Here is a 25,226-nt window from a genome sequence, read left to right as displayed (position 1 = left end):
ACGTGGAGAAAATAAGATGACCAACTCCGCCGATATCAAGCGGCCCCCCAAGCACCTCATCGAAGGGCTCAGGAGTCTGGGCGCCGCGACCATTGCGGGCACACTCGGCCATATGGGCTTTCGCAATCCGCATATGACCGGGATTTTGCCCCAGACCAAGGGCAAGTCGATCTGCGGGCCTGCGCTGACGCTGCAGTGCCTGCCGCAGCGGCCGGATCTGTTCAGCGAGGGCGAGTATTCGGACCCCGAGACCCAGTTGCACCGTCATGTGCTCTATCACGTGCAGGACGGCGACGTGGTGGTGGTCGATGCCCGCGGCGACATGCGCTCGGGCATTTTCGGCGACATGATGAGCACCTATTTCAAGGGGCGCGGCGGCGCCGGCATTATCATCGATGGCGTGATGCGCGACCGGCCGAATGTGGAAAAGCTTGACCTGGCGCTCTGGCTCAAAGGCTGGTCGCCGAACTACCACGTGCAGACGGACATTTATCCCTGTGCGGTCAATGTGACGATCGCCTGCGGCGGCGTGACCGTGGTGCCCGGCGACATCATCGTGGCCGATGATGACGGCGCGGTGGTGGTGCCGGTGTCGATGGCTGAACAGGTCATCGAGGACGGACAAAAGCACGCCGAGTGGGAAGAGTTCTCGCGCATGAAGCTGATGGAGGGGGCGCCACTGCAGCGCTATTATCCGCTGCATCCCGACGCGGAAGAAGAGTACCAGGCCTGGCGCAAGCTCAACGCAGTCAAGCCCGCCTGACATGCCCGGTGGCCGGCACGGATGCCGGCCTCCAGCGCCCTTCCGCCAGATCACTCGAACCAGGTGGTTCCCGGATATTGGTGGGCCTTCGCCACCTCTTCGTTGAGTTCGAGCCCGATCCCGGGCCTGTCGCTCATGGCGATCTTGCCGTTCTTGATGATCTCGCCGCCATCGGTGATCGTCGACCAATAATCGCGGTGGAACCAGTGGAACTCCAGCACCAGGAAGTTGGGTATGGTGGCGCACACATGCGCCGATGCCATGGTGCCGATTGGCGATGAGACGTTGTGGGGCGCAAACGGTATCGAGTAGAGATCCGCCATCTCGGCGATCTTGCGGCATTCCGATAGCCCGCCGCATTTGGGGATATCGGGCATGATGATGTCCACAGCCTGCTGCTCGAGCAGTTTGCGGAAACCGTGGCGCAGATACAGGTTCTCGCCCGCGCAGATCGGGGTAGAGGTGCTGCGGGTGATTTCTGCCATCACGTCGATGTTCTCGGGCGGCACCGGCTCTTCGAGCCACATCAGCTTGAGCGGCTCGAGGTCGCGGGCCAGGCGGATGGCGCTGTGCTTGTCGAGCCTGGTATGGAGATCGGCGGCGACATCCACCGAAGGGCCGGCGGCTTCCACCACCATTCCAGCCAGCTCCACCATGCGGTTATGCTCCCAACGGTTGGGAGTCATGTTGAACTTGTCCTTCTCGTACCAGCCAGTCTCGCTGCCGGTGTGTCCGTATGCGCGGATATCGAGATCCACTTTGAGCGCGGTGAAGCCGGCTTCAAGTACCTCGTCCACCACCGCCTGCACTTCGGCCATGTTCATGCCTGGCGAGACCTCGCAATCGCAATAGACACGGATGTCATCGCGGAACTTGCCACCCATCAGCTCGTAGATCGGCACCTTGAGCGCCTTGCCCTTCAGATCCCAGAGCGCGATCTCGATGCCTGTCAGCGCGGTGATCAGGGCTCCGGCAAACCCGCCCTCGAAGACAAGGCTGCGGCGCAAGTCCTCGAAGATAGCGTCGATGGCGAACGGATCGCGACCGATCAGCTTGCCCGCCAACTCGCGCTGGATGATGGCGATCGCCTGATGGCCCCCATGGACGCATTCGCCGAGACCGGTAATCCCCGCGTCGGTCTCGATACGCACCCACAAATGCATGCAATGGCCGCTCGTCGCTGCCGTTTTGACCGATGTGATCTTCATGGGCTCCCCTCAGAACCGACGCGAACGCCCGCCGCGCCACACTTTTGTAGCGGACCGTTGCGACACCGTCGAGCGAACTGGCGTCAGGCGGGAGCGGTAGTCCGGTTCGTCCACTTTGAACCAAACATCAATCTGTTCCGATGACCGATCTGGGGCGCATTGCTGACACGATGGGGCCAGAAGCGGTTCGTCAGCTTTCGGTATGATGAAAAAATAGACTGCCGCCTTCGGCATTCCTGTCCGCCGCCTGAGGGCAATGCGGTCGTCGACACCATCAAGGTGCGTACACCGAGTTTCAGATGGCGGTGGTTGTCACCGGCCATTCGCTGGTTGCTGCTGCGAAGAAACTGGACGATGGCCATCAAGCTGAAGAAGCGCTGGGACGTTGCCCCAGCGCTTCCCTTTTGATCGGTGACTGCGACTAGTTGGCCGCTGCGTTCGCGTCGGCCCAGCTCTTGACCAACTCGTCATAGTTGACGGTCACGGGCTGGTCCTTTTCCTCGGCAATTGCCAGCTGCGGGGCGAGGTTGCCCTTGGCGACGGCGTCGGCGTTCCAGTAGGCCAGGTCATGTTCCTCGGCGAGCTTGGGTCCGATATCGCCCTGCACACCGGCGCGTTCCAGGCGCTCCAGCACGCTTTCCTGCTCAGCACACAGCGAGTCCATGGCTTCCTGGGCCGACTTGGCGCCCGAAGACGCGTCGCCGATCGCCTGCCACCACAGCTGGGCTAGCTTGGGATAGTCCGGAACGTTGGTGCCGGTGGGAGACCACTGCACGCGAGCCGGCGAGCGGTAGAACTCGATCAGGCCACCCAGTTCGGGAGCGCGGTCGGTAAAGCTCTGGTGCCGTATCGTCGATTCACGAGCAAAGGTGAGGCCCACATGGGACTTCTTGACGTCGACCGTCATCGAAGTCACGAACTGCGCATAGAGCCAGGCGGCCTGGGCGCGGTCGACCGGGGTCGACTTCAGCAGCGTCCAGCTGCCCACGTCCTGATAGCCAAGCTTCATGCCGTCCTGCCAGTAGACGCCATGCGGCGAGGGGGCCATGCGCCACTTTGGCGTGCCGTCCTCGTTCATGACCGGCAGACCTTCCTTGACCATGTCGGCCGTGAAGGCGGTGTACCAGAAGATCTGCTGGGCAACCGCACCCTGGGCCGGCACCGGGCCGGATTCAGAGAAGGTCATGCCGGCAGCTTCCGGTGGTGCATAGTCCTTCAGCCAGTCGATGGCCTTCTGGATCGCATAGACCGAAGCTGGGCCATTGGTGTCGCCACCACGCGCCACGCAGGAGCCGACCGGACGGGAATTCTCGTCCACCTTGATGCCCCATTCGTCGACCGGCAGGCCGTTCGGGATGCCCTTGTCGCCGTTGCCAGCCATGGAAAGCCACGCATCGGTGAAGCGCCAGCCCAGGGACGGGTCCTTCTTGCCGTAGTCCATGTGGCCATAGACAGCCTGTCCATCGATCTCGCGACCGGTAAAGAACTTGGCGATGTCTTCGTAGGCACTCCAGTTGACCGGCACGCCGAGGTCGTAGCCATACTCGGCCTTGAAGTCTTCCTGGTTCTTGGGATCGTTGAACCAATCGTAGCGGAACCAGTAGAGGTTGGCGAACTGCTGGTCGGGCAGCTGGTAGAGATCGCCATCCGGAGCGGTGGTGAACGAGACGCCGATAAAATCGTCGATCCCGATATTGGGATTGGTAACCGCGGCGCCTTCGCCGGCCATCCAGTCGGTCAGGCTGCGCGCCTGCTGGTAGCGCCAATGCGTGCCGATCAGATCGCTGTCGTTGATATAGGCGTCATAAATGTTCTCGCCCGACTGCATCTGCGTCTGCAGCTTTTCCACCACGTCGCCTTCGCCGATCAGGTCATGGGTGACCTTGATGCCGGTGAGGGCAGTGAAGGCCGGGGCCAGCACCTTGGATTCATACTCATGGGTGGTGATGGTTTCGGAGACGACCTTGATGTCCATGCCCGCATATGGGGCGGCCGCGTCCATGAACCACTTGAGTTCGGCTTCCTGGTCCGCGCGCGACAGCGCCGACAGCTCGCCGATTTCAGCGTCGAGGAATTTGATACCCTCGTCCATGCTTTGGGCCCATGCCGGGCTGGCGGCGAGCAGCAAGACAAATGCCGTCGTCGAAGTTAGTAGGTGCCGTCGCATACAAATCCTCCCTAGATTTTCGATTGCGATTTGAGAGCAGTCGTCTATCCCACGGCTGCTCCCAGCCTAAACTCCCCTAGACAAAGCGGAATACGCACACTGCGTAGACCACCGATAGGGCGAGACTCCACCACAGCTCGGGACCAACAAGGCCGAGCCAGGCAAGATTGATGAACGCGCTGCCCAGCAGCGAGATGAAGAGCCGGTCCCCCCGCGTGGTTTCAAAGCGCAGGATGCCGACGCGCGGGCTGCCGCCCGGTACGCGATACTCCCAGAACGCCATGCCGCACAGCAGGGCAAAGATGACGCCGAAGAAGGTCGCCGTCGGCCAGGTCCAGGCCATCCACGAAAAGTCCATGAAAGCCTCCTAAACCCGCCCGAGGGCAAAGCCCTTGGCGATGTAGTTGCGCACGAAATAGATCACCAGCGCGCCCGGGATGATGGTGAGCACACCCGCTGCGGCCAGCACGCCCCAGTCCATGCCCGAGGCCGAAACGGTCCGCGTCATGATCGCCGATATTGGCTTGGCATCGGTGGTGGTGAGCGTTCGCGCCAGCAGCAATTCGACCCAGGAGAACATGAAGCAGAAGAAGGCGGCCACCCCGATGCCGGAGGCGATCAGCGGCATGAAGATCTTCACGAAAAAGCGCGGGAACGAATAGCCGTCGATATAGGCCGTTTCGTCGATTTCCTTGGGCACGCCGCTCATGAAGCCTTCAAGGATCCACACCGCCAGCGGCACATTGAACAGGCAGTGTGCCAGCGCTACGGCGATATGGGTATCGATGAGCCCGAAGGCCGAATAAAGCTGGAAGAACGGCAGGGCAAACACCGCCGGCGGCGCCATGCGGTTGGTCAGCAGCCAGAAGAACAGGTGCTTGTCGCCCACGAAGCGATAGCGCGAGAAGGCATAGGCGGCCGGCAGTGCCACGGCCAGCGAGATCACCGTGTTCAGCGCAACGTAGATGATCGAGTTGATGTAGCCCGAATACCAGGAGGGATCGGTGAAGATCACCGCGTAGTTGCGCAGGGTGAAGTTGGTCGGCCACAGGGTGAAGGTCGAGGTGATTTCCTGGTTGGTCTTGAAGCTCATATTGGCGAGCCAATAGATGGGCAGCAGCAGGAACAGGATGTAGATCGTCGGCACCAGCCAGCCGAGCCGCAGCGGGCGGCGGCTGTTGACAGCAGCGACCCTGGCCGGGCTGGAGGAGGTGGCGGGCGGCGCGGCGGTTAGGCCCGTGGCCGACAGTTCGCGGTCAGTCATTGGCCCTTCTCCTGTCCCTGGTTGGTCATCACGGTGTAAAATACCCAGCTGAGCGAGAGGACGATGAGGAAATAGACCAGCGACATGGCGGCGGCCGGCCCGACGTCGAATTGCCCGATCGCCATCTTGACCAGATCGATGGAAAGGAAGGTGGTCTCGTTGCCGGGGCCGCCACCGGTGACCACGAACGGTTCGGTGTAGATCATGAAGCTGTCCATGAAGCGCAGCAGCACCGCGATCAGCAGCACGCGGCCCATTTTGGGCAACTGGATGAAACGGAAGACGCTCCAGCGCGAGGCGCCGTCGATCCGGGCGGCCTGGTAGTAGGCGTCGGGGATCGACACCAGCCCGGCATAGCACAGCAGCACGACGAGGCTGGTCCAGTGCCAGACATCCATCACGATGATGGTGAGCCAGGCATCGACCGGGTCCTGCACGTAGTTGTAGTCGATGCCCATTGCCGCCAGTGTGTGGCCGAGCAGGCCGATGTCGACACGGCCGAACACCTGCCAGATGGTGCCGACCACGTTCCACGGGATCAGCAGCGGCAGGGCCATCAGTACGAGGCAGACCGGCACGCCCCAGCCCTTCTTGGGCATGTTGAGCGCGATGTAGATGCCAAGTGGAATTTCGATGGCGAGGATGATCGCCGAAAAGATCAGGTTCCGCCCCAAGGCATCCCAGAAGCGGTCCGATTCCAGCACGTCCTGGAACCAGTCGAGACCAGCCCAGAAGAACTGGTTGTTGCCGAACGTGTCCTGCACCGAATAGTTGACCACTGTCATCAGCGGGATGATGGCCGAGAAGGCCACCAGAACCAGCACGGGCAGGACGAGGAACCAGGCCTTATTGTTGAAGGTTCTTTCCATGATCAGGCCCTCAGCGCCTGGCGCCAGGAGTTGGCGTAGATGTTGATGCCCCGTGGGTCGAAGCTGACATGCGGATCGGCGGGTATTTCGTCGCCTTCCGGGACGATCGCCGCCAGCTCGCACCCTTCGATGCTGCCGCGCACAATTCTGTGGCGACCAATATCTTCCACAGCGCGCACCAGCATCGGCAGGCCGGATCGGCCGATCCGCACGTATTCCGGCCGGACGCCGAGTTCGATTTTGGCACCGGCCACCGGCGCGGCGGCGCCTGGCAGGACAATGCTCTGGCCACCCAGCCGAGCGGTGGCGCCATCGAGGGTGACCGGCAGCACATTCATGCCGGGTGAGCCGATGAAATAGCCCACGAATGTATGGCTGGGCCGCTCAAACAATTCGGCTGGGGTGCCGATCTGAACGATCTCGCCCTCATACATGACGACGACTGTGTCGGCGAAGGTCAGCGCTTCGGTCTGGTCATGCGTCACGTAAACCATGGTATAGCCGAACCGCTTGTGCAGCTCCTTGAGCTGGCTGCGCAACTGCCACTTCATGTGCGGATCGATCACCGTCAACGGCTCGTCGAACAGGATGGCGTTGACATCCGAGCGGACGAGGCCCCGACCCAGCGAAATCTTCTGCTTCTGGTCGGCGGTGAGGCCGCGGGCGCGCTTCTGGGCGCGTTCGGCCAGCCCGATTATCTCCAGCGTTTCGTTGACGCGCCGGGAGATGTCGGCTTCCGGCACGCCGCGATTGCGCAGCGGGAAGGCCAGATTATCGTAGACCGTCATGGTGTCGTAGATCACCGGGAACTGGAACACCTGCGCGATGTTGCGCCTCTCGGTTGCCAGCTGGGTCACGTCGGCGCCATCAAACAGGATGCGGCCGCGCGAGGGCTGGACCAGTCCCGAGATGATGTTGAGCAGACTCGTCTTGCCGCAGCCCGAGGGGCCGAGCAGCGCATAGGCGCCACCATCGTCAAAGCCATGGTGGACTTCCTTGAGCGCGAAATCGTCATCCTTGACCGGATTGGCGAGGTAGGAATGACGGATGTGGTCGAGATCGATACGGGCCATGCTCGCCTCCTATGCTGCCAGCCGGGTCGGGGCGGTCACGGCCCGACCCTGGCCGTCGAACACGAGCAGCAGCTTTGGATCGAGGAACACCTCAATCTGCTGATCAACGACAAAACTCTGTACGCCGGGTGTGAGCATCACCCAGTTTGCGTCGGCGAAGCGAAGATGCACAAAGCTCTCCGAACCGGTGATCTCCATGGCGGTCACCGTGGCCCGCAGCGCGACCGCGTCGGCATTCGCGCGGGCAAGGCTCAGGTGGTGGGGCTGGAACCCGATGGTGTAAGCCGCCTCCGCTACATCGCCCAGATGCGCCGGCACCGGAAAACTTAGTCCGCCATCGAGCAGGAACTGCCTGCCGGCCTTGCGCATGACGATAGTGTTGAGCGGTGGATCAGAAAATGTCTGCGCGGTGATGAGGTCGTCGGGGCGGCGGAACACCTCGATGGTCTTGCCGAACTGGGTCACCCGACCCTGCGACAGCGTGGCTGTATTGCCGGCCAGCAGCAGCGCTTCGGAAGGTTCCGTGGTGGCATAGACGAAGATTGTTCCGGCTTCGGCAAAGATGCGCGGCAACTCGGCGCGCAGTTCTTCGCGCAGCTTGTAGTCAAGATTGGCGAGGGGTTCATCGAGCAGGACGAGGCCGGCATTCTTGACGATGGCGCGGGCCAGGGCGCAGCGCTGCTGCTGGCCGCCCGACAGGTTGAGCGGGGTACGCCCCAGATAGGGCGTCAGCTTCATCAGCGCGGCGGCGCGCTCGACGGCCGCATCGATGGCCTGGCGACTGGCACCGGCAACCCGCATCGGCGAAGCGATGTTCTCGTAAACCGTCATGGTCGGGTAGTTGATGAACTGCTGGAACACCATAGCGACGTCACGCTTCTGCGGCGGTACGCCGGTGACGTCGACGCCATCGAACTGCACGCTGCCGCTGGTCGGCCTGTCCAGGCCCGCCATCAGGCGCATCAGGCTGGTCTTGCCCGACAGCGTCGGTCCCAGCAGCACGTTGAGCGTGCCACGCTCGAGCCGCAGCGAGACATTGTCGATGTGGGTATCGGCCCCAACAGTCCGCGTGATGTTTCTCAGTTCCAGCACAGTCTTGGTTCCTTCCTAGCCTGCCAGCGCGGCAGGGCGCGCTTCCAGAGCCGATAGAAATGCGTCCAGCTCCGCCACCTTGATAGCATCGCCCAGCAGCCCACGCTTGGTCCGCCGCCACAGAATATCGTCACTGGTCGCGGCCCATTCCTGATCTACCAGATAGCGAACCTCGGCCTCGTAGAGATCGGCACCGAAATGGCGCCCGAGATCGGCATAGCCGCGCGCCACGCCGAGCATCACGCTGGCGCGGGTGCCGTAGAGCCGCACCAGCCGTTGCGCATGGGCGCGGTCGAGAAACGGATACTGGTGCTTGAGTGCGGTTACCGCAGCGGCAAAACCATTGGCCGGAAAGTTGCCACCCGGCAAATGGCTGCCGAGCGTCCAGGGTTTTCCCCTGGCGCCAATCAGCGTTTCGATCTTGTCGAGCGTCGCTTCTGCGAGGCGGCGGAATGTGGTCAGCTTGCCGCCGATGACATTGATCAGCGGGGCCTCGTTCGCGCCGCCGGATGTCTTGAGCACATAGTCGCGGGTGGCTTCCTGAGCCTTGCTGGCGCCGTCGGCATAAAGCGGGCGCACCCCGGAATAGCTCCAGACGATGTCATTGCGTGTCACTGGCCGGATGAAGTAGGCGCTGGCCGCCGTCGTCAGATAGTCGATTTCGCCTTCGGTAATCCGGACGGAACGCGGGTCACCCTCATAGTCCTGATCAGTGGTGCCGATCAGGGTGAAATCGGTCTCGTAGGGAATGGCGAAAATGATGCGGCCATCGGTGTTCTGGAACATGTAACAGCGGTCGTGGTCGTAGAGCTTGCGCACCACGATGTGGCTGCCCTGGACCAGCCGGACATTGCCGGCGCTGTTGGCGCCCAGCGTGCCGGTCAGCACCTGGTCGACCCAGGGACCTGCCGCATTCACCAGCAGGCGCGTCTTGACCGCCTCGACATCGCCGCTCTGGGTGTCGCGCAGGGTGACCTCCCACAACTGGCCGAGTTGCCGCGCCGAAACGACTTCGGTGCGTGTGCGGATCGTGGCGCCGCGATCGGCGGCGTCCCTGGCGGCCAGCACCACCATACGGGCATCGTCGACCCAGCAGTCCGAATATTCGAACGCCTTGGAGTAGAGCGGCTGGAGCGGCGCGCCAGCCGGGTCGGTGCGCATGTCGAGTGTCCGCGTCGCCGGCAACAGCTTGCGGCCGCCGAGGTGATCATAGATGAACAGGCCCAGCCGCAGCAGCCATGCCGGCCGAAGGCCATTGTGATGCGGCAGCACCAGCCGCAGGGGCCAGACGATGTGCGGCGCCGAGGCCCACAGCACTTCGCGCTCGGCCAGCGCCTCCTGTACAAGGCGAAACTCATAGTGCTCAAGATAGCGCAGTCCACCATGGATCAGCTTGGTGGCCGCCGACGACGTGCCGCTGGCAAGGTCGTTCATTTCGGCGAGCAGGACGTCGTAGCCGCGCCCCGCCGCATCACGGGCGATACCGCAACCGTTGATGCCACCTCCGATGATGACGATGTCACGAATCCGTGCCGCGTCCACGCTCTGCCCTCCGCCCCGTTCCGCTTGCTGGTTATCCAGGCATATGGAACGGTCGAAACGTAAGGCGAAAGGAAATCGAATGTCAATCGAAAGCAAACGCGCGTCGAAACTCGGTCCAAAACGAAAGCCCATATCTGAAAAACGCGCTATCGCGTCGGCGGCAATATCTCGATGATCCGCACGCCTGTCTCGGCGCAAACCCGGCGGGCGGAGGTTAGGGAACACTCATCGCCAATGAACGTATGGACTTGCGACAGATGAGCAATCCGCACCGGAGCCGTGCGCTCGAACTTGGTGGAGTCCGACACCAGGATGACGTGGCGGGCATTGGCAATGATTGCCAGCGCCACTTTCACTTCTCGGAAATCGAAATCGAGCAAAGCCCCGTCCGCGTCGATGCCGAAGTGCCGATGACCGCATAATTGGGCTCTGACGCAGCAAGCCGATGGTCTCCCGCACCCCACGCAAACGAGTGGGGAGCGCAGGGACGCGATCTTGTATCTCGCACCGCCATCAAGCGCCTCTCATCGGCGCATTAGGCTTGGAGCGGACAAGAATGAACGTCGTCATGAGGGTGGATGCACCCAAACTTACCGAAGAACTCGCACGGGGCATCGAGCTACTGGCCTCGCGCGTGAAGGGTCGGATCGTCACCGACGACGATCACGACTATGACGGGTTGCGGGCGCTCGCCCATAGCAACTGGAATCACCGGCCGCTATTCGTAGCGCGGGTGGCCACTGCTGCCGATGTCGCCGATGTGGTGGACTTTGCCCGCCGCAACGGTCTTGAGATCGCCGTGCGCAGCGGCGGGCATTCGGTATGTGGCCATAGCGGCAGCGCCGGTGGCGTGGTGATCGACCTGCGTGATCTCAAGGGCCTCAATATCGATCTCGACGCCATGACAGCCTGGGTAGGCAGCGGTCTTACCGCCGGTGAGGTGTCGCAGGCGCTCGACCAACACCAGGTGGTCGTCGGCTTCGGCGATTCGTCCTCCGTCGGGATCGGCGGACTGACGCTGGGCGGCGGTGTCGGCTACATGGCCCGCAAGCACGGACTTACCATCGACTCGTTGCTGGCGGCGGAAATCGTCACGGCGGCCGGCGATATCCTGGTCGTGGATGAGACCATTCACCCGGACCTGTTCTGGGCCCTGCGCGGCGGCGGTGGCAATTTCGGCGTGGTGACCCGGTTCAAGTACCGCCTCCATCCGCTGCCCGACTTTACCGGCGGCCCGCTGATCCTGCCGGCAACGGCCGAGATATTGGCGGGGTTCGTTATCGCCGCCAGGGCCGCGCCGGAAGAACTCACGACCATCCTCTTGGCTATGCCGGCGCCGCCGATGCCCTTCCTGCCGCCCGAGATTTACGGCAAGACGGTGCTGATCTGCATGATGGCCTATGCCGGCCCCGCCGATGCCGCGCAGCAGGCCCTGGCCCCGTTCCGGGCGTTGGCGACCCCGATAGCCGATCTTGCCCGGCCCGGCCCCTATTCCATGATGTATCTGCCTGAAGATCCGGCAATGAAGCCGACAGTTTCGATCCGCACCCTCTTCATGGACGGCGTCGGTCTCGACGAAGCAGCCGACATTCTGGGCCGGCTCGACCGCTGCGACGCGCCGATGCGCATGGCGCAGGTCCGGGTTCTCGGCGGGGCCACGGCCCGGGTGGCCAATGACGCCACGGCCTACGCCCACCGGCAGGCGCCCATTCTCGTGGGGTTCCTGGCCATGGACGGTAGCGCCGAAGCGGCGGTACGTCATGACCGGTGGGCCGAGAACGGCGTGGCCGTCCTGCGCGGCGCCACGGCCGGCACCTATGTCAACTTCCTCGCCGATCAAGGTGCCGAGGCGCTGCGGGCCTCCTACCCTGGCGCGACCTGGGGGCGGCTTCGGGACGTCAAGCGGCGCTACGATGCGGCCAATCTGTTCCGGCTCAACCAGAACATTCCGCCCGCCTGAGGCGGGCAGGCCCACGTTGCCATGAAAGGCGCCGGTGCAGATTGCACCGGCGCCTTTACAGTTCCGTGTCGCGCCAGTGATTTCCCTGCCCCACCCATTCGGATGGAGAAACAGCTCTCAAGAACTGGTTATTGCACCGACAGCTGATGCGAATAACACGCACCGCCTCTCCCTCAGATTGGAACCACCATGCGCCGCACTATCCTGCTTTCGAGCCTCTATGCGCTCACCATTGTCCTGATTGCCCTTCCATATGGGTTGACCGCCTGACCCGAAATTGAGAGCTGAGAAATGACCCGTCTGCCAGACATCATCGACCTTGACGAAATGGACCATCCCGAACTGATCCGCATTTTCCGCGGCATCGATGCCGGAATCACCGAGCTCGTGGCCAGCGATCCCACCTTCCGCCCCAAGCCGGCAAGCAAGCGACGCCCGGGCAAGGACAGCGCGACCGGAACCCGGCGCCGCGCCAGCCAAATTCAGCAGGCGGCGTGACGCTCAACCGTCCTTGAGGCTCATCGGGTTGCCGATGAACAGGCTCATCAGGTCTGCCTGGCGGTCCGTCTCGGTCTTCCGGAACAGGTTCTTGAGCGTATAGCTGACGGTGTTGCGCGAGAGGCCGAATTCATCCGCAATCTCGTCGAGCCTGAGGCCTCGGACGAGGGCCTGTGCCAGGCGCGTTTCCGCGGGAGAGAGGCCATAGAGCTGGGCCACCGCCTCCGCTGTCGCATGGGGTCGCCACTCCGGATCGGTGACGAAAAGACCCACGGCCGGTTCGCCCGGTTGGGCCGGGCCTCGCCCCAGCGGGCAGGCGACTGCGAACAGCGCCCGCCGCCCCGAGCTGCGGGTGAGTGCGACAGCCCCGCTCGCCTGCCGGTCGCCAGCTGCGGCGCGGGCGATCGCGATATCGACAATGTCACGCAAAGCCTGGGTCTGCTGTGGCTTTTCCCCCCGCAGCAAATCCTCGCGCGACAGCGTGATGCCATCGGCCTCGTCCAGCAGTTCTTCCGCGCGCCGGTTGCGGAACAGGACCTTCCGCTCGCTGTCGATCAGGAACACGCCGACGGCTATCCGGTTGAGCGCCTCGCCGGCGCCGAGCAGGCCCGCGCGAAGCCCCGGTCCATGTCCCGCATTGTCACGCGTGGCAGCGCCTTTGATACGCGCCACCTGATCGAGGCGGGCCGCGATGGTGATCAGCATCAGGTCGAAGTCGATCGGCTTGGTGAGATAATCGTCGACCCCCGCTTCCTTGCCCGCGATAATGTCCCGTCGCCCGGCGAGGGCAGTCAGGAACACGAAGGGCAGTTCACCCAGCCCGGGTTCCTGCCGCACCTGCCGCAGCAATTCGAGCCCCGACATCTTCGGCATGGTGATGTCGCACAGGACGAGGTCGTAGCGCTTGCCCCGCAACAGCTCGAGCGCCTCCTGCCCGTTGCCGGCTTCGTCGACCTCATAGCCGGCCGCGACCAGTTCCTCGCAGATGTCGGCTCTGAGGTCGGTTTCGTCCTCGACGCATAGAATGGTGGCGGTCATGGGCGGACAATCATTTCGGAGTTGCGGTTCGACACAATGTCAGTCCCCGTGTCGGGGCGGCGGTAAGGGAAGCGGAGGGTGAAGGTGGATCCGTGCCCCTCCTCACTGTTCACCTCCACCCGGCCCCCATGTAGTTCCATGATCTGCGCGGCGAAGCTAAGGCCGATGCCGGTGCCCGGTATGCCTTCGGCGGTGCGGGCACGGAAGAAGCGGCGGAATAGCGAATCCAGTTCGTCCGCCGGCACGCCGACCCCCGTGTCGATCACGCTGATCAGTATTTCCCTGCCCATCCGCCGGGCATGGATGACGACCGGCTTGCCGTCCGGAGAGTATTTCAGCGCGTTGGAGATGAGGTTCTGCACCGCCTGCTCCAGCAGGGTCGTATCGGCCCGGATTGCGGCCGGCAGGTTCTCGGATTTGAGTTCGATGCGCCGCTGGTCCTGTTCCGGCTGGCCGTCGATGACATTGCGCACCAGCGCGTCCAGATCGCACGTTCTCAGGTTGACGGTGATTTCACCTTCCTCGAGGCGTGCCGCATTGAGCGTGCTCTCCATCAGACGTGTCAGGCGCAGGCAGGCAGCGCGGATCTTGTCGGCGCGCGAGGTGATCTCCTCGCCACTCATCTGTGCGCCGCGCCGGATCATGCGCTGCGCGCTGGCGTCAATAATGGCGAGCGGCGTGCGGAACTGGTGAGAGACGATGGAAATGAAAGCGCGGTGCAGCCGGGACACCTGGCGTTCGTGCTCAAGCGCCGATTCCGCGCTGACCATGTTGCGGTGGTCGCGCACCAGGATGCCGGCGAGGATCAGGCCTGCCAGCATGGTGGCCACCAGCGTCCCCAGTACCTCGAACAGCGTATTCCGGCGCTGCTGGCGGGCGATGGTATCGCGGTCGCGTTTGCCGAAAAGCGCCGCATTGGCAATGTCGCGCAACGAGGAGGCCAGGGACAGGGTTTCGCCATGCAGCAAGGCGATGGTCGTGGCGTCGTTCTGGTCCATGCTCGGTAGACGCTCGGTGGCATTGTCCACCACCACGCGGAAGTCATCGATGCTCTGCGCTTGTCCCAGTGCCTGCAATTGACGGTAGGGCTCGCCATCTTCCAGGATCGCGATGCGGCTGCTCAGCAGGTCAAGGCGTAGTTGCACTTCGGAGATCGGAATTCCGCCATGGCTGTAGCTGCCCAGCGCATCGGCGAAGCGCACGGCCTCGTATTGTCCCTGGCTGGATAGCCAGACCATGTCTTCAGTGATGTAGTCGGTGATTTGGTTTTCACTTGCCAGCAGGCGCAGGCAAGCGGCGACGAGCAGCATAAACAGCACCGCCATGGCGACCAGCGCCACCAGGAAGCGCCGTGTCATCCAGGGCCTGAGGCTCATTGCACGTTGATTTCCCGGAGCTGCCAGACCCAGCGATCGTTGAATTGCGGCTCCTGCAGTTCTCGGTGATCCTCGCGCGGATAGACGATCCAGAGCGGGCCCCGATCCCGCACTTCCATCTGCACGCCATTCATGGTTGCGGCCAGCAGCACGTCGTAGCGAGCGGCTTCCTCGATGGGGATCGGCGCCACATAGTCGTTGATCGCAGTGGCCGTAACAATGCTGCCTGAGGCGCCAACCCTCTGCAGCACATCGCGAAGCAGGACGCCTTCGAACGCCTGCAAGCCGTCGGTCCAGGCGGTCGTGGTCCGCACTTCGCTCAAGCCCAGCGCATAGAGCATCTCGCGGTCGAACTGGGCGCCCTGCTCGGAATTGCTGACTTCGATATTGCCGCTGACCGTCAGGATGATTGGTCCTGTGGGTGCCGGCAGCGGGTCAACGGCGGACGCTGGACCGATTGCCAGGGCGGCGATGACCACCAGGGCAAGACCCAACCGCAAGCCACTGAATTCCGAGTTCAGAAACGCCTTCCTCGACCGCATTTCAAACAAGTCCCCCGTAGCCCGGCACAAACCGGGTCTGCCAGTCTATATTGGCGTTGCGTCTTACTTTGGTCCAGCACTCTCAAGTGGAAAAGTCACGCCTCTCTGCTGATTTTACCCATTTGGGTGGGGACAAGTCCGCCAAACCGTGCCTGGCCGCCGCAAATTGCCCGCCGATATTGAGTGCACCACTCGTTTGGGTGGCGACGGGACAGGTTCATCCATGGATTTGTGTCCTCTACGCTTGGGGCGGCAGCGCCGTCACCGAGCAGGACTCTGAATGGCCGAAGGGGAACCGGAATGATGCACGACCACAATCGCGACCTGTCGATCGGAAGTTATATGCTGATCGGTGCACTGCTTGTTGGAACCGAATTGTTCGGGCTGTGGGCAACCGTCCGGGTTGCATCTTGCCTCGCCGGACTCGTCGTTGCGGTCTCGCTGGCCGCGACCGCCTATTCTCACCTGCGCGGCACCTCCACCCAAGACCGTCGGGCGGATGGAAGAGCGCGAAGTTCCGAAATCGGCTGAACCCCGCGCGAACAGGTGGGGCGGGGATAGTGAAGATATCCTTTGAACACCCGCCATTAGCGCCGCCACCGATGACTGATCTCCAAAGCACCTGCCGCCCGCAATCTCGCTGGGCGGCTTTTTTTCGGCGCCGCCGCGTCCCGAGCTCTTTTTATCCAAAAGCCCGCTCAAACGAGTGGGGGCCGCGCCACGGCCAGACTGTAGGTGAGGCCATCTTTTAAGGAGACCAACATGTTCAATGCTTTCGACGGCTGGCGCGAAAGGCGCTCTATCCGCAGGACCAGGCAGCACCTTTCCCAACTCAGCGACCAGATGCTCACCGATATCGGCCTGATCCGCGCCGACATCGACTCGATGGGCGCGCATTGCTTTGGCCGGCGCAGCGACGCACGGCGCGGAAACTGAAGTGGCTGGCCATCCAATGTATGTTTCTCGCGCTCACCGTGCCCGGACCCGCGTCCGCGCCCTTCTCGTGGTAGCGTTCGGGACAATTGTCCTGATGCCCAAGGTCGAAATGGCCGAGTCCCCCCAACTTACCGGGTTCCTCCATGCAATCGGCCTGGGGGAGGCACGTAGCGGCTGACGGACGACTCGCGCCTTCTGATCGAAAAAACGCCGCCGAATTGTCGCGACTTCCTGACAACTACTATGCGTTGCAGGGCGCCGCCCTCACCGACATCGAATGGTATTCACTTGCCGCGATCAAAAAGACGGCTTCTCAAAGCCACGCGTTTTGCGCTGTCAGGCTTGCACAGCTATGCCCTCAGCAACCTCAGTAGGGCCACAACTGCGGCCTCATAGCCATAGGCGCCCAGGCCGGCGATCACGGCATCGGCGCGCATCGACACGTAGGACCGGTGATAGATCGGCTCGCGCTTGTGGATGTTGGAGATGTGGAGCTCGATCACGGGGCCCTCGAACATCTTGAGCGCGTCGAGCAGGGCCAGGGAGGTGAAGGTGAAGGCCGCTGGGTTGATGACGATACCCGCGCCTTCGTCGATGGCCTCGTGCACGAGGTTGATCAATGTCCCCTCGCTATTGGTCTGGCGAAAAACTACCGGGCGCTCGCCCGCGGCAATCCGGCAATTGGCCTCCACCTCGGCCAATGTGGTCGTGCCGTAGATCTGCGGCTCGCGCTTGCCCAGCCGATTGAGATTGGGACCGTTGAGAACATAGATCGGCTTCACAGCGTGGCTCCCTGATAGCCGAAGAGCTTCGGCAGCCAGAGCACGGTCTCGGGCACGAAGGTGAAGAGACAGAGAGCGAGCAGGAGCCCGAGAAGGAAGGGTATGACATCCGCGATCAGCGCCCGCATGGGTGCGCCCGAGATACGCGTCATGATGAAGAGCAACAGGCCATAGGGTGGCGTGATCAGCCCGAGCATGATGTTGACCACCACCACGACGCCGAAATGGACCATGTCGATACCCAGCGCCTGCGCTGTGGGGATCAGCACCGGAACGATGACAAGCAGGATGGTCGTGCCTTCGAGCACACAACCGAGAATCAACAGGATGAGGTTCACGATGATCAGGAACATCAGCGGGTCGAGATCCCAGGAGAGCAGCAGCATGGAGAGGCTGCGCGGGATATTCTCGATGGTCACCACATAGTTGAAGACCAGCGCCCCGGCGATCAACATGCCGATAGAGGCAGTCGTCTTGGCGCTGATCAGCAGCGAGCGATAGAAGTCCCCGGCCCTGACGCTGCGATAGACCACGACAGACACGACCAGAGCATAGGCGGCAGCGACTGCTGCGGCCTCGGTCGGTGTGGTGACGCCGCCATAGATGCCCCACATCAGCACCACCGGCATCATCAGCACGGGGAGGGCATCCCAGGTCATGCGCGGCAATTGCCGAACTGGTACCGGCGCCTCGATGGGAAAGTTCTTGAGCCGAGCGGTGATGCCGATCTGCACCATGAGGAACAGCGCCATCAGCAGGCCCGGCACCAGTCCGCCCAGGAACAGGTAGCCAATGGAGGTATCCGCCACCAGGGCATAGAGCACCATTGGAATGGAGGGCGGGATGATGGGACCGATCACCGCCGTTGCAGCGGTCAGCGCCGCCGCATAGGAGGGCGTGTATTTGTCATCCTTGGTCATCATGTGCTGCATCATCTTGCCCGAGCCGGCCGCGTCGGCCACGGCGGAACCGCTCATGCCGGCAAAGACGATCGATTGCAGCACATTGACCTGGGCCAGCCCGCCGCGGAAACGCCCGACAAGGGCGTCGCACCATTTGAGCAGGCGATCGGACAGCGAGCCCGAGTTCATGATCTCGGCGGCGAGGATGAAGAGCGGCACCGCGAGCATGATGTAGTTGGAATACATGCCGTTGAGGAACTGCTCAGCCACAATGCCCATGTCCTGCCCGCGCATGAGCAGATAGAGGATCGACCCGCAGATCATGGCGAGCCCCATGGGCAGGCCGAAGAAGGCAAGGAAAGTGATGAGCCCTAGGGCAAAGAGGAAGGCCAGGGAAACGGTCATACGCCAGAACCTGCCTTGGTTGGGTCGAACTCGTCTTGGTCCTTGCCCCACACGGCGCGCCCACACAGCCAGAGCTGGCGAACGATCATGGCGACCGCGAAGATGCCATAGATGGAATAGAGATAGTCGAAGCGGATCTTGAGATAGGCGGTCCGCTCCACCTTCATGAACATGATGTAGTCGATGACGGCCGGCAGGGAGATGGTGAACAGCGCCACCAGCGTCAGCCCAGTCAGCAGGACCATGGCCCGCTTCAATCTTCCTCGTGCCGCGCCGTATAGGATGTCGAAGCGGATCTCCTCGCTGTCGCGCACCACGAAGGCGGTGCCGAACAGCACCAGCCAGAGCCACATCATCACGCTGACTTCATGGGTCCAGCCGATGGGAAAGTTTAGCAGATACCGGAAGACAATCTGCAGGATGAAGACCGCAAACATGACCGCCAGCATCAATGCCAGCAGATTTTCTGCCCTGGCATGAAGCCAGCCGCCGATGCGGGTAAGAGAAGAGGGCATGACGGGGACTCCGCTATGTCGGCCGGGTCGACCGAAGATGCCGTAGAGTGAAGGACGGCGCCAGATGCGGCGCCGTCCTTCTGCGACGCCCTAAAGGCCGTTGATCTGGTCGATCACACCTTCGGGCCAGTCACTGGCAAGGTCGGAGTCGAGATACATCTGCTGAGCGTGGCTGCGGAAGGCATCCAGGTCCGGTTCATAGACGTCGAGGCCGGCGCTCTTGAAACGCTCGACCAGTTCGGCCTCGCGCTTGAGGTGCTCTTCCTGACTGAAGTCCATGGCCACGTTGGCGGCGGCCTGGAAGGCTTCCTGCTGGTCGGGGGCCATGGCATCCCAGGCGGCCTTGCTGATGACCAGGAGGTCATAGCCCACAAGATGTGAGGTCAGGACGATCTGATCCATGACTTCGTAGAACTTCATGTTCTCGACATTGGGCAGCGGATTGTCCTGCCCGTCGATGGCGCCGGTCTGCAGGCCCGTATAGACTTCCGCATAGGCCATCGGGGTCGGGTTGGCGCCCAGCGCCGTCCCCAGGAACTGCCAGGCGTCGCCGCCGGGCATGCGCAGCTTGATGCCGGCCATGTCGGCGGGCGTATTGATCTGCTTGTCGCCGCGCAGGCCCACCTGGCGGGCACCGAAGTAGGTCGGCCCGAGGATATGGATGCCGAGCTGGTCTTCGGCCATCTGCTTGAATTCAGCGCCGACCTCGCTGTCGAAGAAGGCGCGCAGATGCGCGGCATCGCGGAACAGATAGGCCGAGGTCAATACCGACCAGGCCGGGATCTGATTGGACACGTCCTGCGGGGCAATATTGCCCATCTCCAGGTTGCCACGCTGCAGCGCCACCAGTTCGGTGCCCTGCTTGAACAGGTTGCCACCCAGATAGGTCTCGATGGTGACCTCTTCAGCAACCTGCGAAGAGAGCAGACTCATCATCTCTGCGCGGATGTCCTGCTCGGAGAACACCGCCGAAAAGCGCAGCACAGGCTTGTCCTGCGCCATGGCGGGGAATGCGGCCGCCAGCAGCAAGCCGCCCACCATGAGTGCGCGGCGCGAAAGTGAAATGGTCATCAATGATCCTCCCAAAAGGGCCGAAACCCCTGTTCCGGCCTGTCCGGCCTGCGCCAATGACCTCCCGCCATCGGCCTGCAATCACTTTGTACGAAATAGTTCGTTCATGTCAACGGTGGGTTGGATCGAAAGATCGGCATGCTTTCTTTTTCTCACGTATTTAGCTATGTAGCAGATGAAATCAAATTTGTCAGATGATTTGTGATGCCCGAGACCCCCGATGCCGCCGTGACTTCCGTTGGCGAGGCGACCTACATGCGCCTGCGGGCCGACATCATTGCCTGCCGCCTGGCACCGCGACAAAAACTGCGACTGGAAACCCTGCGCGAGCAATACGGCGTTGGCGTCAGCACATTGCGGGAAATTCTCAATCGCCTCGCCAGCGAGTCCCTGGTGATAGCCGAAGGACAAAAGGGATTTGCCGTCGCCCCGGCCACCGCGCAGGATCTGCGCGAAATCGCCGATCTACGGCTGCTGCTTGAAAGCCACGCCCTACGCCTCTCCTTCGCGCATGGCGACCTTGAATGGGAGGGCCGCGTCGTAGCGGCCCATCACAAGCTGGCTGCGACCGAAAAACGCCTGCTCGCGGGCCATGAGCGCCACACTGTCAACTGGGTGCGCTACGACTTCGCCTTTCACAATGCACTGATTTCGGCCTGCGGCTCCCAGGTGCTGCTCGACCTGCACGCGGCCATTTTCGACCGGTTCCTGCGCTACCACATGCTGGCGGCCAGCTTCCGCGGCAGTGGGGTAGTGGACGACCACCGGGCGCTATTCGAAATGGCCCTCCAGCGCGATGTGGATGGAGCACTCGCTATGCTCTCCGGCCACGTCAATCGCGGCGTCGAACATGTGCTGTCGACAGGCAAGCTCGCCGGCTAGGCATAGGCGGCGAAGGTGCGGCCCATTTCTGTTGCATCGGGTTCGATGCCGCTGAACAGGTGAAACGCCCGCACCGCCTGATATATGGCCATGCCGCCCCCTGGCAGTACACGGCACCCCAGCGCCCGGGCCTGGCGCAACAATTCGGTTTCGCGCGGGAAATAGATGATGTCGGCCACCCATTGCCGGCGCTGCAGCAGGCCAGGGTCAAAGGGCATGCCGGGGTACTTTTCCATGCCCACCGGGGTAGCGTTCACTACGCCGTCGGCCATACCGATGACCTCGCCCAACCGCATCGGGGCGAGACCCTGAGCGCGGGCACCGGTGACATCTCTCACGTTGCGCGCCAGGGCTTCTGCCTTGCCGATATCGGCATCGACGATGTCGATATTTTTGGCGCCTAGTTGCACCAGCGCATGGGCCACGGCCGCCCCTGCCCCGCCAGCGCCGATCTGCACCACATGGTCGATTGGGACCGTGCCCAGCCCCTTGCGAACGCTCTGGGCGAACCCCCAGCAATCCGTATTGTGACCGACCCGGGCACCGTCGCGCAGGACCACCGTATTGACCGCGCCAATGGCAGCTGCCTCCGACGCGAGGCTATCGAGCAGGGGAATGATCGCCTGCTTGAAGGGATAGGTGACGTTGAGTCCCCGGTAGCCAAGCTCCCGCGCCGTTTCGAGCACTACACCCAAATCGGCATCGTCCAGCCCGAGCCGGTCGAAATCGATGAGATCGTAACGATAGGCCAGTCCCAACCGACGCCCTTCGGCTTCATGCATAATAGGGGTGAGAGACGACCCGATACCGCGGCCGAGCAGGCCGATTCGCATGGTCCCATCCCCACCGGCAACAGGCATAGCACGTTCGCCACCGATCGCCGCAAAGGCATGGCGCACGCGGTCATCTTGACTGGACACCAAACCAACTCCCCGCGACGTCAGGGCATTCGCCCATGCGCCCTTGTTTTCGCCGCCGTCTCGCCCGTACAACTGCGACAGGCGATTTGCTCACAATGTACGAACTGGTTAGTTTAGTCAATCGTGGGCCAGAATGAGGAAAGGCAAGAGCCCCATGGCGGAGAGCGCGTCTGAGATAGCGAAGGCTGCACGCAAAACACCCACGCGTCAGCAGGACCCTGAGGGCACGCGGCAGAATATCATTGAGGTGGCTTCGCAGGAATTCGCGCTCAACGGGCTTTCGGGAGCCCGCATCGACGAGATTGCCGCCAAGACGCGCTCATCCAAACGCATGATCTACTATTATTTCGGCGACAAGGACGGGCTCTATTTGAGTGCGCTGGAAAACGCCTACCGCCAGGTGCGCGAAGGAGAAGCCAAGCTCGATATTGCCGGGCTGTCGCCCATTGAAGGGCTAAAGCGTCTGGTGGAATTCACCTTCGAGCACCATCACCAGCACGAGGATTTCATCCGCATGGTGATGATCGAGAATATCCATCACGGGCAGTATCTTCAACGTTCCAGCGTGGTGCGAGACCTCAACGTCACCGCCATCGCCCGTATCGGGGAACTCTACGAACGTGGCCTCAACGAAGGCCAGTTCCGACCCGGCCTCGATCCCCTCGAGATCCATTGGCAGATCAGCGCCCTGTGCTTCTTCAACGTCTCCAACCGCGCCACCTTCTCGCAACTCTTCGCCCGCGACTTCGGCGCGCCCGATATGCTGGTCCGGCTCAAACAGAACACGGTCGAAATGGTGCTGCGCTACGTCGCCAAGCCCGAGACGTTTGTCGGGACCTGATGGCGCTCTGTTTCGCCAATGACCCGGTGGCCTGGATTTTTTAGGGACCTCCAGGCACCTCATCATACGGTCGGGCCGCCGCGAAACAGAACCGTGAGGACGGAGGAAACGACGCCTCCATTGCTCACCGAGCACGCCTGTCCATTGACCTCGCACTGCACGCCGCGTATTTTGTACGAACTGGTTCGTACAAAGGCGTGTCATGAAAACGTCGATTGCCACCGTTTCCATCAGCGGCGATCTCCGGGAGAAGCTGGAGGCCATTTCAGCGGCCGGCTTCGATGGTGTGGAGATCTTCGAGAACGACTTCCTCGCCTATGATCGCAGCCCTGCCGAGGTTCGCCGCATGGCCGCCGATCTGGGGCTGGAGATTACCCTGTTCCAGCCGTTCCGCGATTTCGAGGGCCTGCCCGAGCCGCAGCGCCGCCAGGCCTTCGAGCGCGCCGAGCGCAAGTTCGACCTGATGACGGAACTCGGCGCCCCCTTGATGCTGGTCTGTTCCAGCGTCGCCCCCGCGGCACTTGGCGGCATCGACCGCGCTGCTGCCGACTTCCGCGAACTGGGCGAACGCGCTGCAAAGCGCGGGCTCAAGGTGGGATATGAGGCCCTAGCTTGGGGGCGGCACGTCAACGACCATCGCGACGCCTGGGAAATCGTGCGCCGTGCCGACCATCCCAATGTCGGCATCATCCTCGACAGCTTTCACAGCCTGTCGCGCCGCATCGATCCCAACACCATTCGATCCATTCCGGGCGACAAGATCTTCATCGTGCAACTGGCCGACGCGCCAGCGCTGGACATGGACCTGCTCTATTGGAGCCGCCATTTCCGCAACATGCCAGGCGAAGGCGACCTGCCGGTGGTGGACTTTGCCCGCGCCGTGGCCGCGACGGGCTATTCCGGCCCGCTTTCCCTTGAAATCTTCAACGACCAGTTCCGCTCCGGCTCCCCGCGCACCATCGCGCTCGACGGACACCGCTCGCTGATCTTCTTGATGGATCAGGTGCGCGAAGCGGAGCCGGAAGTGGCTCCGGCCGGCATGGCGCTGCCACCGCGCGTGCCGGTCAAAGGCGTTTCCTTCGTCGAATTCACCGCTGATGAGACGGAGGCAGACACGCTTCGGACAATGCTTGGTCAACTGGGCTTTTCCCGTACCGGCAAGCACAGGAGCAAGAGTGTAGAGCGCTTCAGCCAGGGCAGCATCAACATCGTGGTCAATACGGAGCGCGAGGGCCTGGCCCATGCTGCCTACCTCACCCACGGCACGTCGGCCTATGCCATGGGCCTGCTTGTCGAGGATGCGGGCGCGACCCTGGCGCGCGCCAAGGCGCTCCATGCCCAGCCGTTCGCCCAGCGCGTGGGCCCGGGCGAATTGTCCATCCCCGCCATACGCGGCGTCGGCGGCGGGGTGATCTATTTCCTGGACGACAATACCGACCTGGCGCGCGTCTGGGACATCGAGTTCGGTTCCGAGCCGGCGGGCGCCGATGCCGGTCTCATCGGGTTCGACCACATCGCCCAGACCATGAACTACGAGGAGATGCTCACCTGGATCCTGTTCTACCGCTCGATCTTCGTGGTGGACAAAGGTCCCATGGTCGACGTCATCGACCCTTCGGGGCTGGTGCGCAGCCAGGTGATCGAAAGCCCCGGCGGCGCTATGCGCCTTACACTAAACGGTGCGGAAAGCCACCGCACCCTGGCCGGACGTTTCATCGCCGAAACCTTTGGTTCAAGCGTGCAGCACATCGCCTTTGCCTCGTCCGACATTTTCGAAACTGCCGCCTTCCTGCGCAGAAGCGGATTGGCGCCGCTGGAGATTTCGCAGAATTACTACGACGACCTGGAAGCCCGGCTTGGCCTCGACGGTGCATTGCTCAAACGCCTCGCCGACAACCACATCCTCTACGATCGTGATGCTAACGGCGAATTCTTCCAGCTCTACACGCCTAATTTCGGCGAGGGCTTCTTCTTCGAGATCGTCGAGCGCCGTGGCAGCTATGCCGGCTATGGAGCCATCAACGCGCCGTTCCGAATTGCTGCGCAAAAGAGAGCAATCTCACCCGTCGCCATACCGAGGCACTAGCACCCAGTTCGCGCCAAAGGCCATCGTTTTGATGAATCGATCGCTTGCGCTCAGTATGTCCGCTTCGGGCCCGTCGGAGACCCTGGCCCCAGCAGCTTGAAAGCCCGTTATTCGCCTCGCGGGCCCCAGAAGCCGCCTGTCGGCTTGCGGCCCCGCCAGGTCGGCTTTGCGCCCAATATCGGTCGTCGGATCAAGTCTTTGACGGTCCCGAAAGCTGCCGCTTGGTCAGACCGGCTGCTGGTGGTGAGAAATCGGGGCGAATGGTCACCGACGATTGACCCCCGGCGAGATCCAGACATCAGTCCTACCACGGTGCGTATATTGAGGACGACATCCTAATTCGGGGCAAGTTTGCCCCCCGGATAGTGAAATGCTCCTATGCGATCTGTGCCAATCTTCCTAGCGGAGGATGGCATGACGACGAAGGTGATATCACTGGATGATCGTTACTCGGCGACCGAGGGCCGGGTGTTCATGTCCGGCCTGCAGGCGCT

Annotated in this window: 25 protein-coding genes and 1 pseudogene; 9 read left to right on the top strand and 17 right to left on the bottom strand. The window is 62.4% G+C overall.

Features of this window, described 5'->3' with window-relative positions:
- Nucleotides 1–16: 16 nt before the first annotated feature.
- Nucleotides 17–763 (top strand): ribonuclease activity regulator RraA, encoded by a 747-nt coding sequence (locus V6M52_RS04520; RefSeq protein ID WP_332687718.1) that lies wholly within the window; start codon nt 17–19, stop codon nt 761–763.
- A gap of 50 nt (nt 764–813) precedes the next feature.
- Here V6M52_RS04520 and V6M52_RS04515 read toward each other — a convergent pair whose 3' ends face one another.
- Nucleotides 814–1,971, bottom strand: coding sequence for a mandelate racemase/muconate lactonizing enzyme family protein (locus V6M52_RS04515; RefSeq protein WP_332687717.1), 1,158 nt, complete (start codon nt 1,969–1,971; stop codon nt 814–816).
- Nucleotides 1,972–2,270: 299 nt separating this feature from the next.
- On the opposite strand from V6M52_RS04515, the gene V6M52_RS04510 reads away from it, so the two are divergent.
- Nucleotides 2,271–2,396 (top strand): hypothetical protein, encoded by a 126-nt coding sequence (locus V6M52_RS04510; RefSeq protein ID WP_332699880.1) that lies wholly within the window; start codon nt 2,271–2,273, stop codon nt 2,394–2,396.
- Here the strand turns inward: V6M52_RS04510 and V6M52_RS04505 are convergent.
- The 8 genes and pseudogenes from V6M52_RS04505 to V6M52_RS04470 all read right to left on the bottom strand — a co-directional run.
- On the bottom strand, nt 2,393–4,138 hold the full coding sequence (locus V6M52_RS04505) for an ABC transporter substrate-binding protein (RefSeq protein WP_332699877.1): 1,746 nt from the start codon (nt 4,136–4,138) through the stop codon (nt 2,393–2,395). The genes V6M52_RS04510 and V6M52_RS04505 overlap by 4 nt on opposite strands.
- 76 nt (nt 4,139–4,214) lie before the next feature.
- Nucleotides 4,215–4,496: a DUF2160 domain-containing protein gene (locus V6M52_RS04500; protein ID WP_332699874.1), complete on the bottom strand. Its 282-nt coding sequence runs from the start codon at nt 4,494–4,496 to the stop codon at nt 4,215–4,217.
- A 9-nt stretch (nt 4,497–4,505) separates the two neighbouring features.
- Nucleotides 4,506–5,402, bottom strand: a complete 897-nt coding sequence (locus V6M52_RS04495; protein WP_332699871.1) for a carbohydrate ABC transporter permease — start codon at nt 5,400–5,402, stop codon at nt 4,506–4,508.
- Nucleotides 5,399–6,271, bottom strand: coding sequence for a carbohydrate ABC transporter permease (locus V6M52_RS04490; protein ID WP_332685716.1), 873 nt, complete (start codon nt 6,269–6,271; stop codon nt 5,399–5,401). The genes V6M52_RS04495 and V6M52_RS04490 overlap by 4 nt, the downstream gene beginning before the upstream one ends.
- A gap of 2 nt (nt 6,272–6,273) precedes the next feature.
- Nucleotides 6,274–7,344, bottom strand: coding sequence for an ABC transporter ATP-binding protein (locus V6M52_RS04485; protein ID WP_332685718.1), 1,071 nt, complete (start codon nt 7,342–7,344; stop codon nt 6,274–6,276).
- Between the two features lie 9 nt (nt 7,345–7,353).
- On the bottom strand, nt 7,354–8,436 hold the full coding sequence (locus V6M52_RS04480) for an ABC transporter ATP-binding protein (protein ID WP_332699868.1): 1,083 nt from the start codon (nt 8,434–8,436) through the stop codon (nt 7,354–7,356).
- A 15-nt stretch (nt 8,437–8,451) separates the two neighbouring features.
- Nucleotides 8,452–9,978, bottom strand: coding sequence for a glycerol-3-phosphate dehydrogenase (glpD, locus tag V6M52_RS04475; protein ID WP_332699866.1), 1,527 nt, complete (start codon nt 9,976–9,978; stop codon nt 8,452–8,454).
- A 146-nt stretch (nt 9,979–10,124) separates the two neighbouring features.
- Nucleotides 10,125–10,402 (bottom strand): annotated as a pseudogene (locus V6M52_RS04470) (DeoR family transcriptional regulator); the annotation flags it as partial.
- A 132-nt stretch (nt 10,403–10,534) separates the two neighbouring features.
- Between V6M52_RS04470 and V6M52_RS04465 the strand changes: the two are divergent.
- Nucleotides 10,535–11,938 carry an FAD-binding oxidoreductase gene (locus V6M52_RS04465; RefSeq protein ID WP_332699863.1) on the top strand — a complete coding sequence of 468 codons (1,404 nt, stop codon included), beginning with the start codon at nt 10,535–10,537 and terminating at the stop codon, nt 11,936–11,938.
- Nucleotides 11,939–12,229: 291 nt separating this feature from the next.
- Nucleotides 12,230–12,436, top strand: a complete 207-nt coding sequence (locus V6M52_RS04460; RefSeq protein WP_332685726.1) for a hypothetical protein — start codon at nt 12,230–12,232, stop codon at nt 12,434–12,436.
- Between the two features lie 3 nt (nt 12,437–12,439).
- On the opposite strand, the gene V6M52_RS04455 is transcribed toward V6M52_RS04460, so the two are convergent.
- Genes V6M52_RS04455 through V6M52_RS04445 form a run of 3 tightly spaced genes read right to left on the bottom strand, consistent with a single transcriptional unit; the run spans nt 12,440 to nt 15,350 of the window.
- Nucleotides 12,440–13,474, bottom strand: coding sequence for a response regulator (locus V6M52_RS04455; RefSeq protein ID WP_332699860.1), 1,035 nt, complete (start codon nt 13,472–13,474; stop codon nt 12,440–12,442).
- Nucleotides 13,471–14,814: a sensor histidine kinase gene (locus V6M52_RS04450; protein WP_332699857.1), complete on the bottom strand. Its 1,344-nt coding sequence runs from the start codon at nt 14,812–14,814 to the stop codon at nt 13,471–13,473. The genes V6M52_RS04455 and V6M52_RS04450 overlap by 4 nt, the downstream gene beginning before the upstream one ends.
- 32 nt (nt 14,815–14,846) lie before the next feature.
- Entirely contained in the window at nt 14,847–15,350 is a 504-nt protein-coding gene (locus V6M52_RS04445) for a molybdopterin-dependent oxidoreductase (protein WP_332685731.1), read from the bottom strand.
- A gap of 342 nt (nt 15,351–15,692) precedes the next feature.
- On the opposite strand from V6M52_RS04445, the gene V6M52_RS04440 reads away from it, so the two are divergent.
- Together V6M52_RS04440 and V6M52_RS04435 are read left to right on the top strand one after the other, a co-directional pair.
- The gene (locus V6M52_RS04440; protein ID WP_332685733.1) at nt 15,693–15,923 is read left to right on the top strand and encodes a hypothetical protein; all 231 of its coding nucleotides are present in this window, start codon (nt 15,693–15,695) and stop codon (nt 15,921–15,923) included.
- Nucleotides 15,924–16,154: 231 nt separating this feature from the next.
- Nucleotides 16,155–16,328 (top strand): DUF1127 domain-containing protein, encoded by a 174-nt coding sequence (locus V6M52_RS04435; protein WP_332699854.1) that lies wholly within the window; start codon nt 16,155–16,157, stop codon nt 16,326–16,328.
- A 350-nt stretch (nt 16,329–16,678) separates the two neighbouring features.
- Here V6M52_RS04435 and V6M52_RS04430 read toward each other — a convergent pair whose 3' ends face one another.
- The 4 genes from V6M52_RS04430 to dctP all read right to left on the bottom strand — a co-directional run bounded on the left by V6M52_RS04430 (nt 16,679) and on the right by dctP (nt 20,003).
- The gene (locus V6M52_RS04430; RefSeq protein WP_332699851.1) at nt 16,679–17,110 is read right to left on the bottom strand and encodes a type II 3-dehydroquinate dehydratase; all 432 of its coding nucleotides are present in this window, start codon (nt 17,108–17,110) and stop codon (nt 16,679–16,681) included.
- Nucleotides 17,107–18,417 carry a TRAP transporter large permease gene (locus V6M52_RS04425; protein ID WP_332699848.1) on the bottom strand — a complete coding sequence of 437 codons (1,311 nt, stop codon included), beginning with the start codon at nt 18,415–18,417 and terminating at the stop codon, nt 17,107–17,109. The genes V6M52_RS04430 and V6M52_RS04425 overlap by 4 nt, the downstream gene beginning before the upstream one ends.
- Nucleotides 18,414–18,932 carry a TRAP transporter small permease gene (locus tag V6M52_RS04420; protein ID WP_332685741.1) on the bottom strand — a complete coding sequence of 173 codons (519 nt, stop codon included), beginning with the start codon at nt 18,930–18,932 and terminating at the stop codon, nt 18,414–18,416. Before V6M52_RS04420 ends, V6M52_RS04425 begins: the two co-directional genes overlap by 4 nt.
- Nucleotides 18,933–19,022: 90 nt before the next feature.
- The gene (dctP, locus tag V6M52_RS04415) at nt 19,023–20,003 is read right to left on the bottom strand and encodes a TRAP transporter substrate-binding protein DctP (protein ID WP_332685743.1); all 981 of its coding nucleotides are present in this window, start codon (nt 20,001–20,003) and stop codon (nt 19,023–19,025) included.
- A gap of 201 nt (nt 20,004–20,204) precedes the next feature.
- Here dctP and V6M52_RS04410 point away from each other — a divergent pair, with 201 nt between their 5' ends.
- Nucleotides 20,205–20,885, top strand: coding sequence for a GntR family transcriptional regulator (locus V6M52_RS04410; protein WP_442881810.1), 681 nt, complete (start codon nt 20,205–20,207; stop codon nt 20,883–20,885).
- Here the strand turns inward: V6M52_RS04410 and V6M52_RS04405 are convergent.
- Entirely contained in the window at nt 20,882–21,745 is an 864-nt protein-coding gene (locus V6M52_RS04405; protein ID WP_332700204.1) for a shikimate dehydrogenase, read from the bottom strand. The two genes, V6M52_RS04410 and V6M52_RS04405, sit on opposite strands and share 4 nt — an antisense overlap.
- A 307-nt stretch (nt 21,746–22,052) precedes the next feature.
- Between V6M52_RS04405 and V6M52_RS04400 the strand changes: the two genes are divergently transcribed.
- Nucleotides 22,053–22,646, top strand: a complete 594-nt coding sequence (locus tag V6M52_RS04400) for a TetR/AcrR family transcriptional regulator (protein WP_442881809.1) — start codon at nt 22,053–22,055, stop codon at nt 22,644–22,646.
- A gap of 202 nt (nt 22,647–22,848) precedes the next feature.
- A complete protein-coding gene (locus V6M52_RS04395) occupies nt 22,849–24,732 on the top strand; it encodes a bifunctional sugar phosphate isomerase/epimerase/4-hydroxyphenylpyruvate dioxygenase family protein (protein WP_332699845.1) in 1,884 nt (627 codons plus the stop codon).
- The last annotated feature ends 494 nt before the right edge of the window (nt 24,733–25,226 follow it).

Origin of the sequence: Devosia sp., from assembly GCF_036676215.1 — a bacterium.
In the GTDB taxonomy this organism is placed as follows: domain Bacteria; phylum Pseudomonadota; class Alphaproteobacteria; order Rhizobiales; family Devosiaceae; genus Devosia.
Note: the sequence above shows the minus strand (reverse complement) of the source record. Positions and strands in the feature narration are given on the sequence as shown.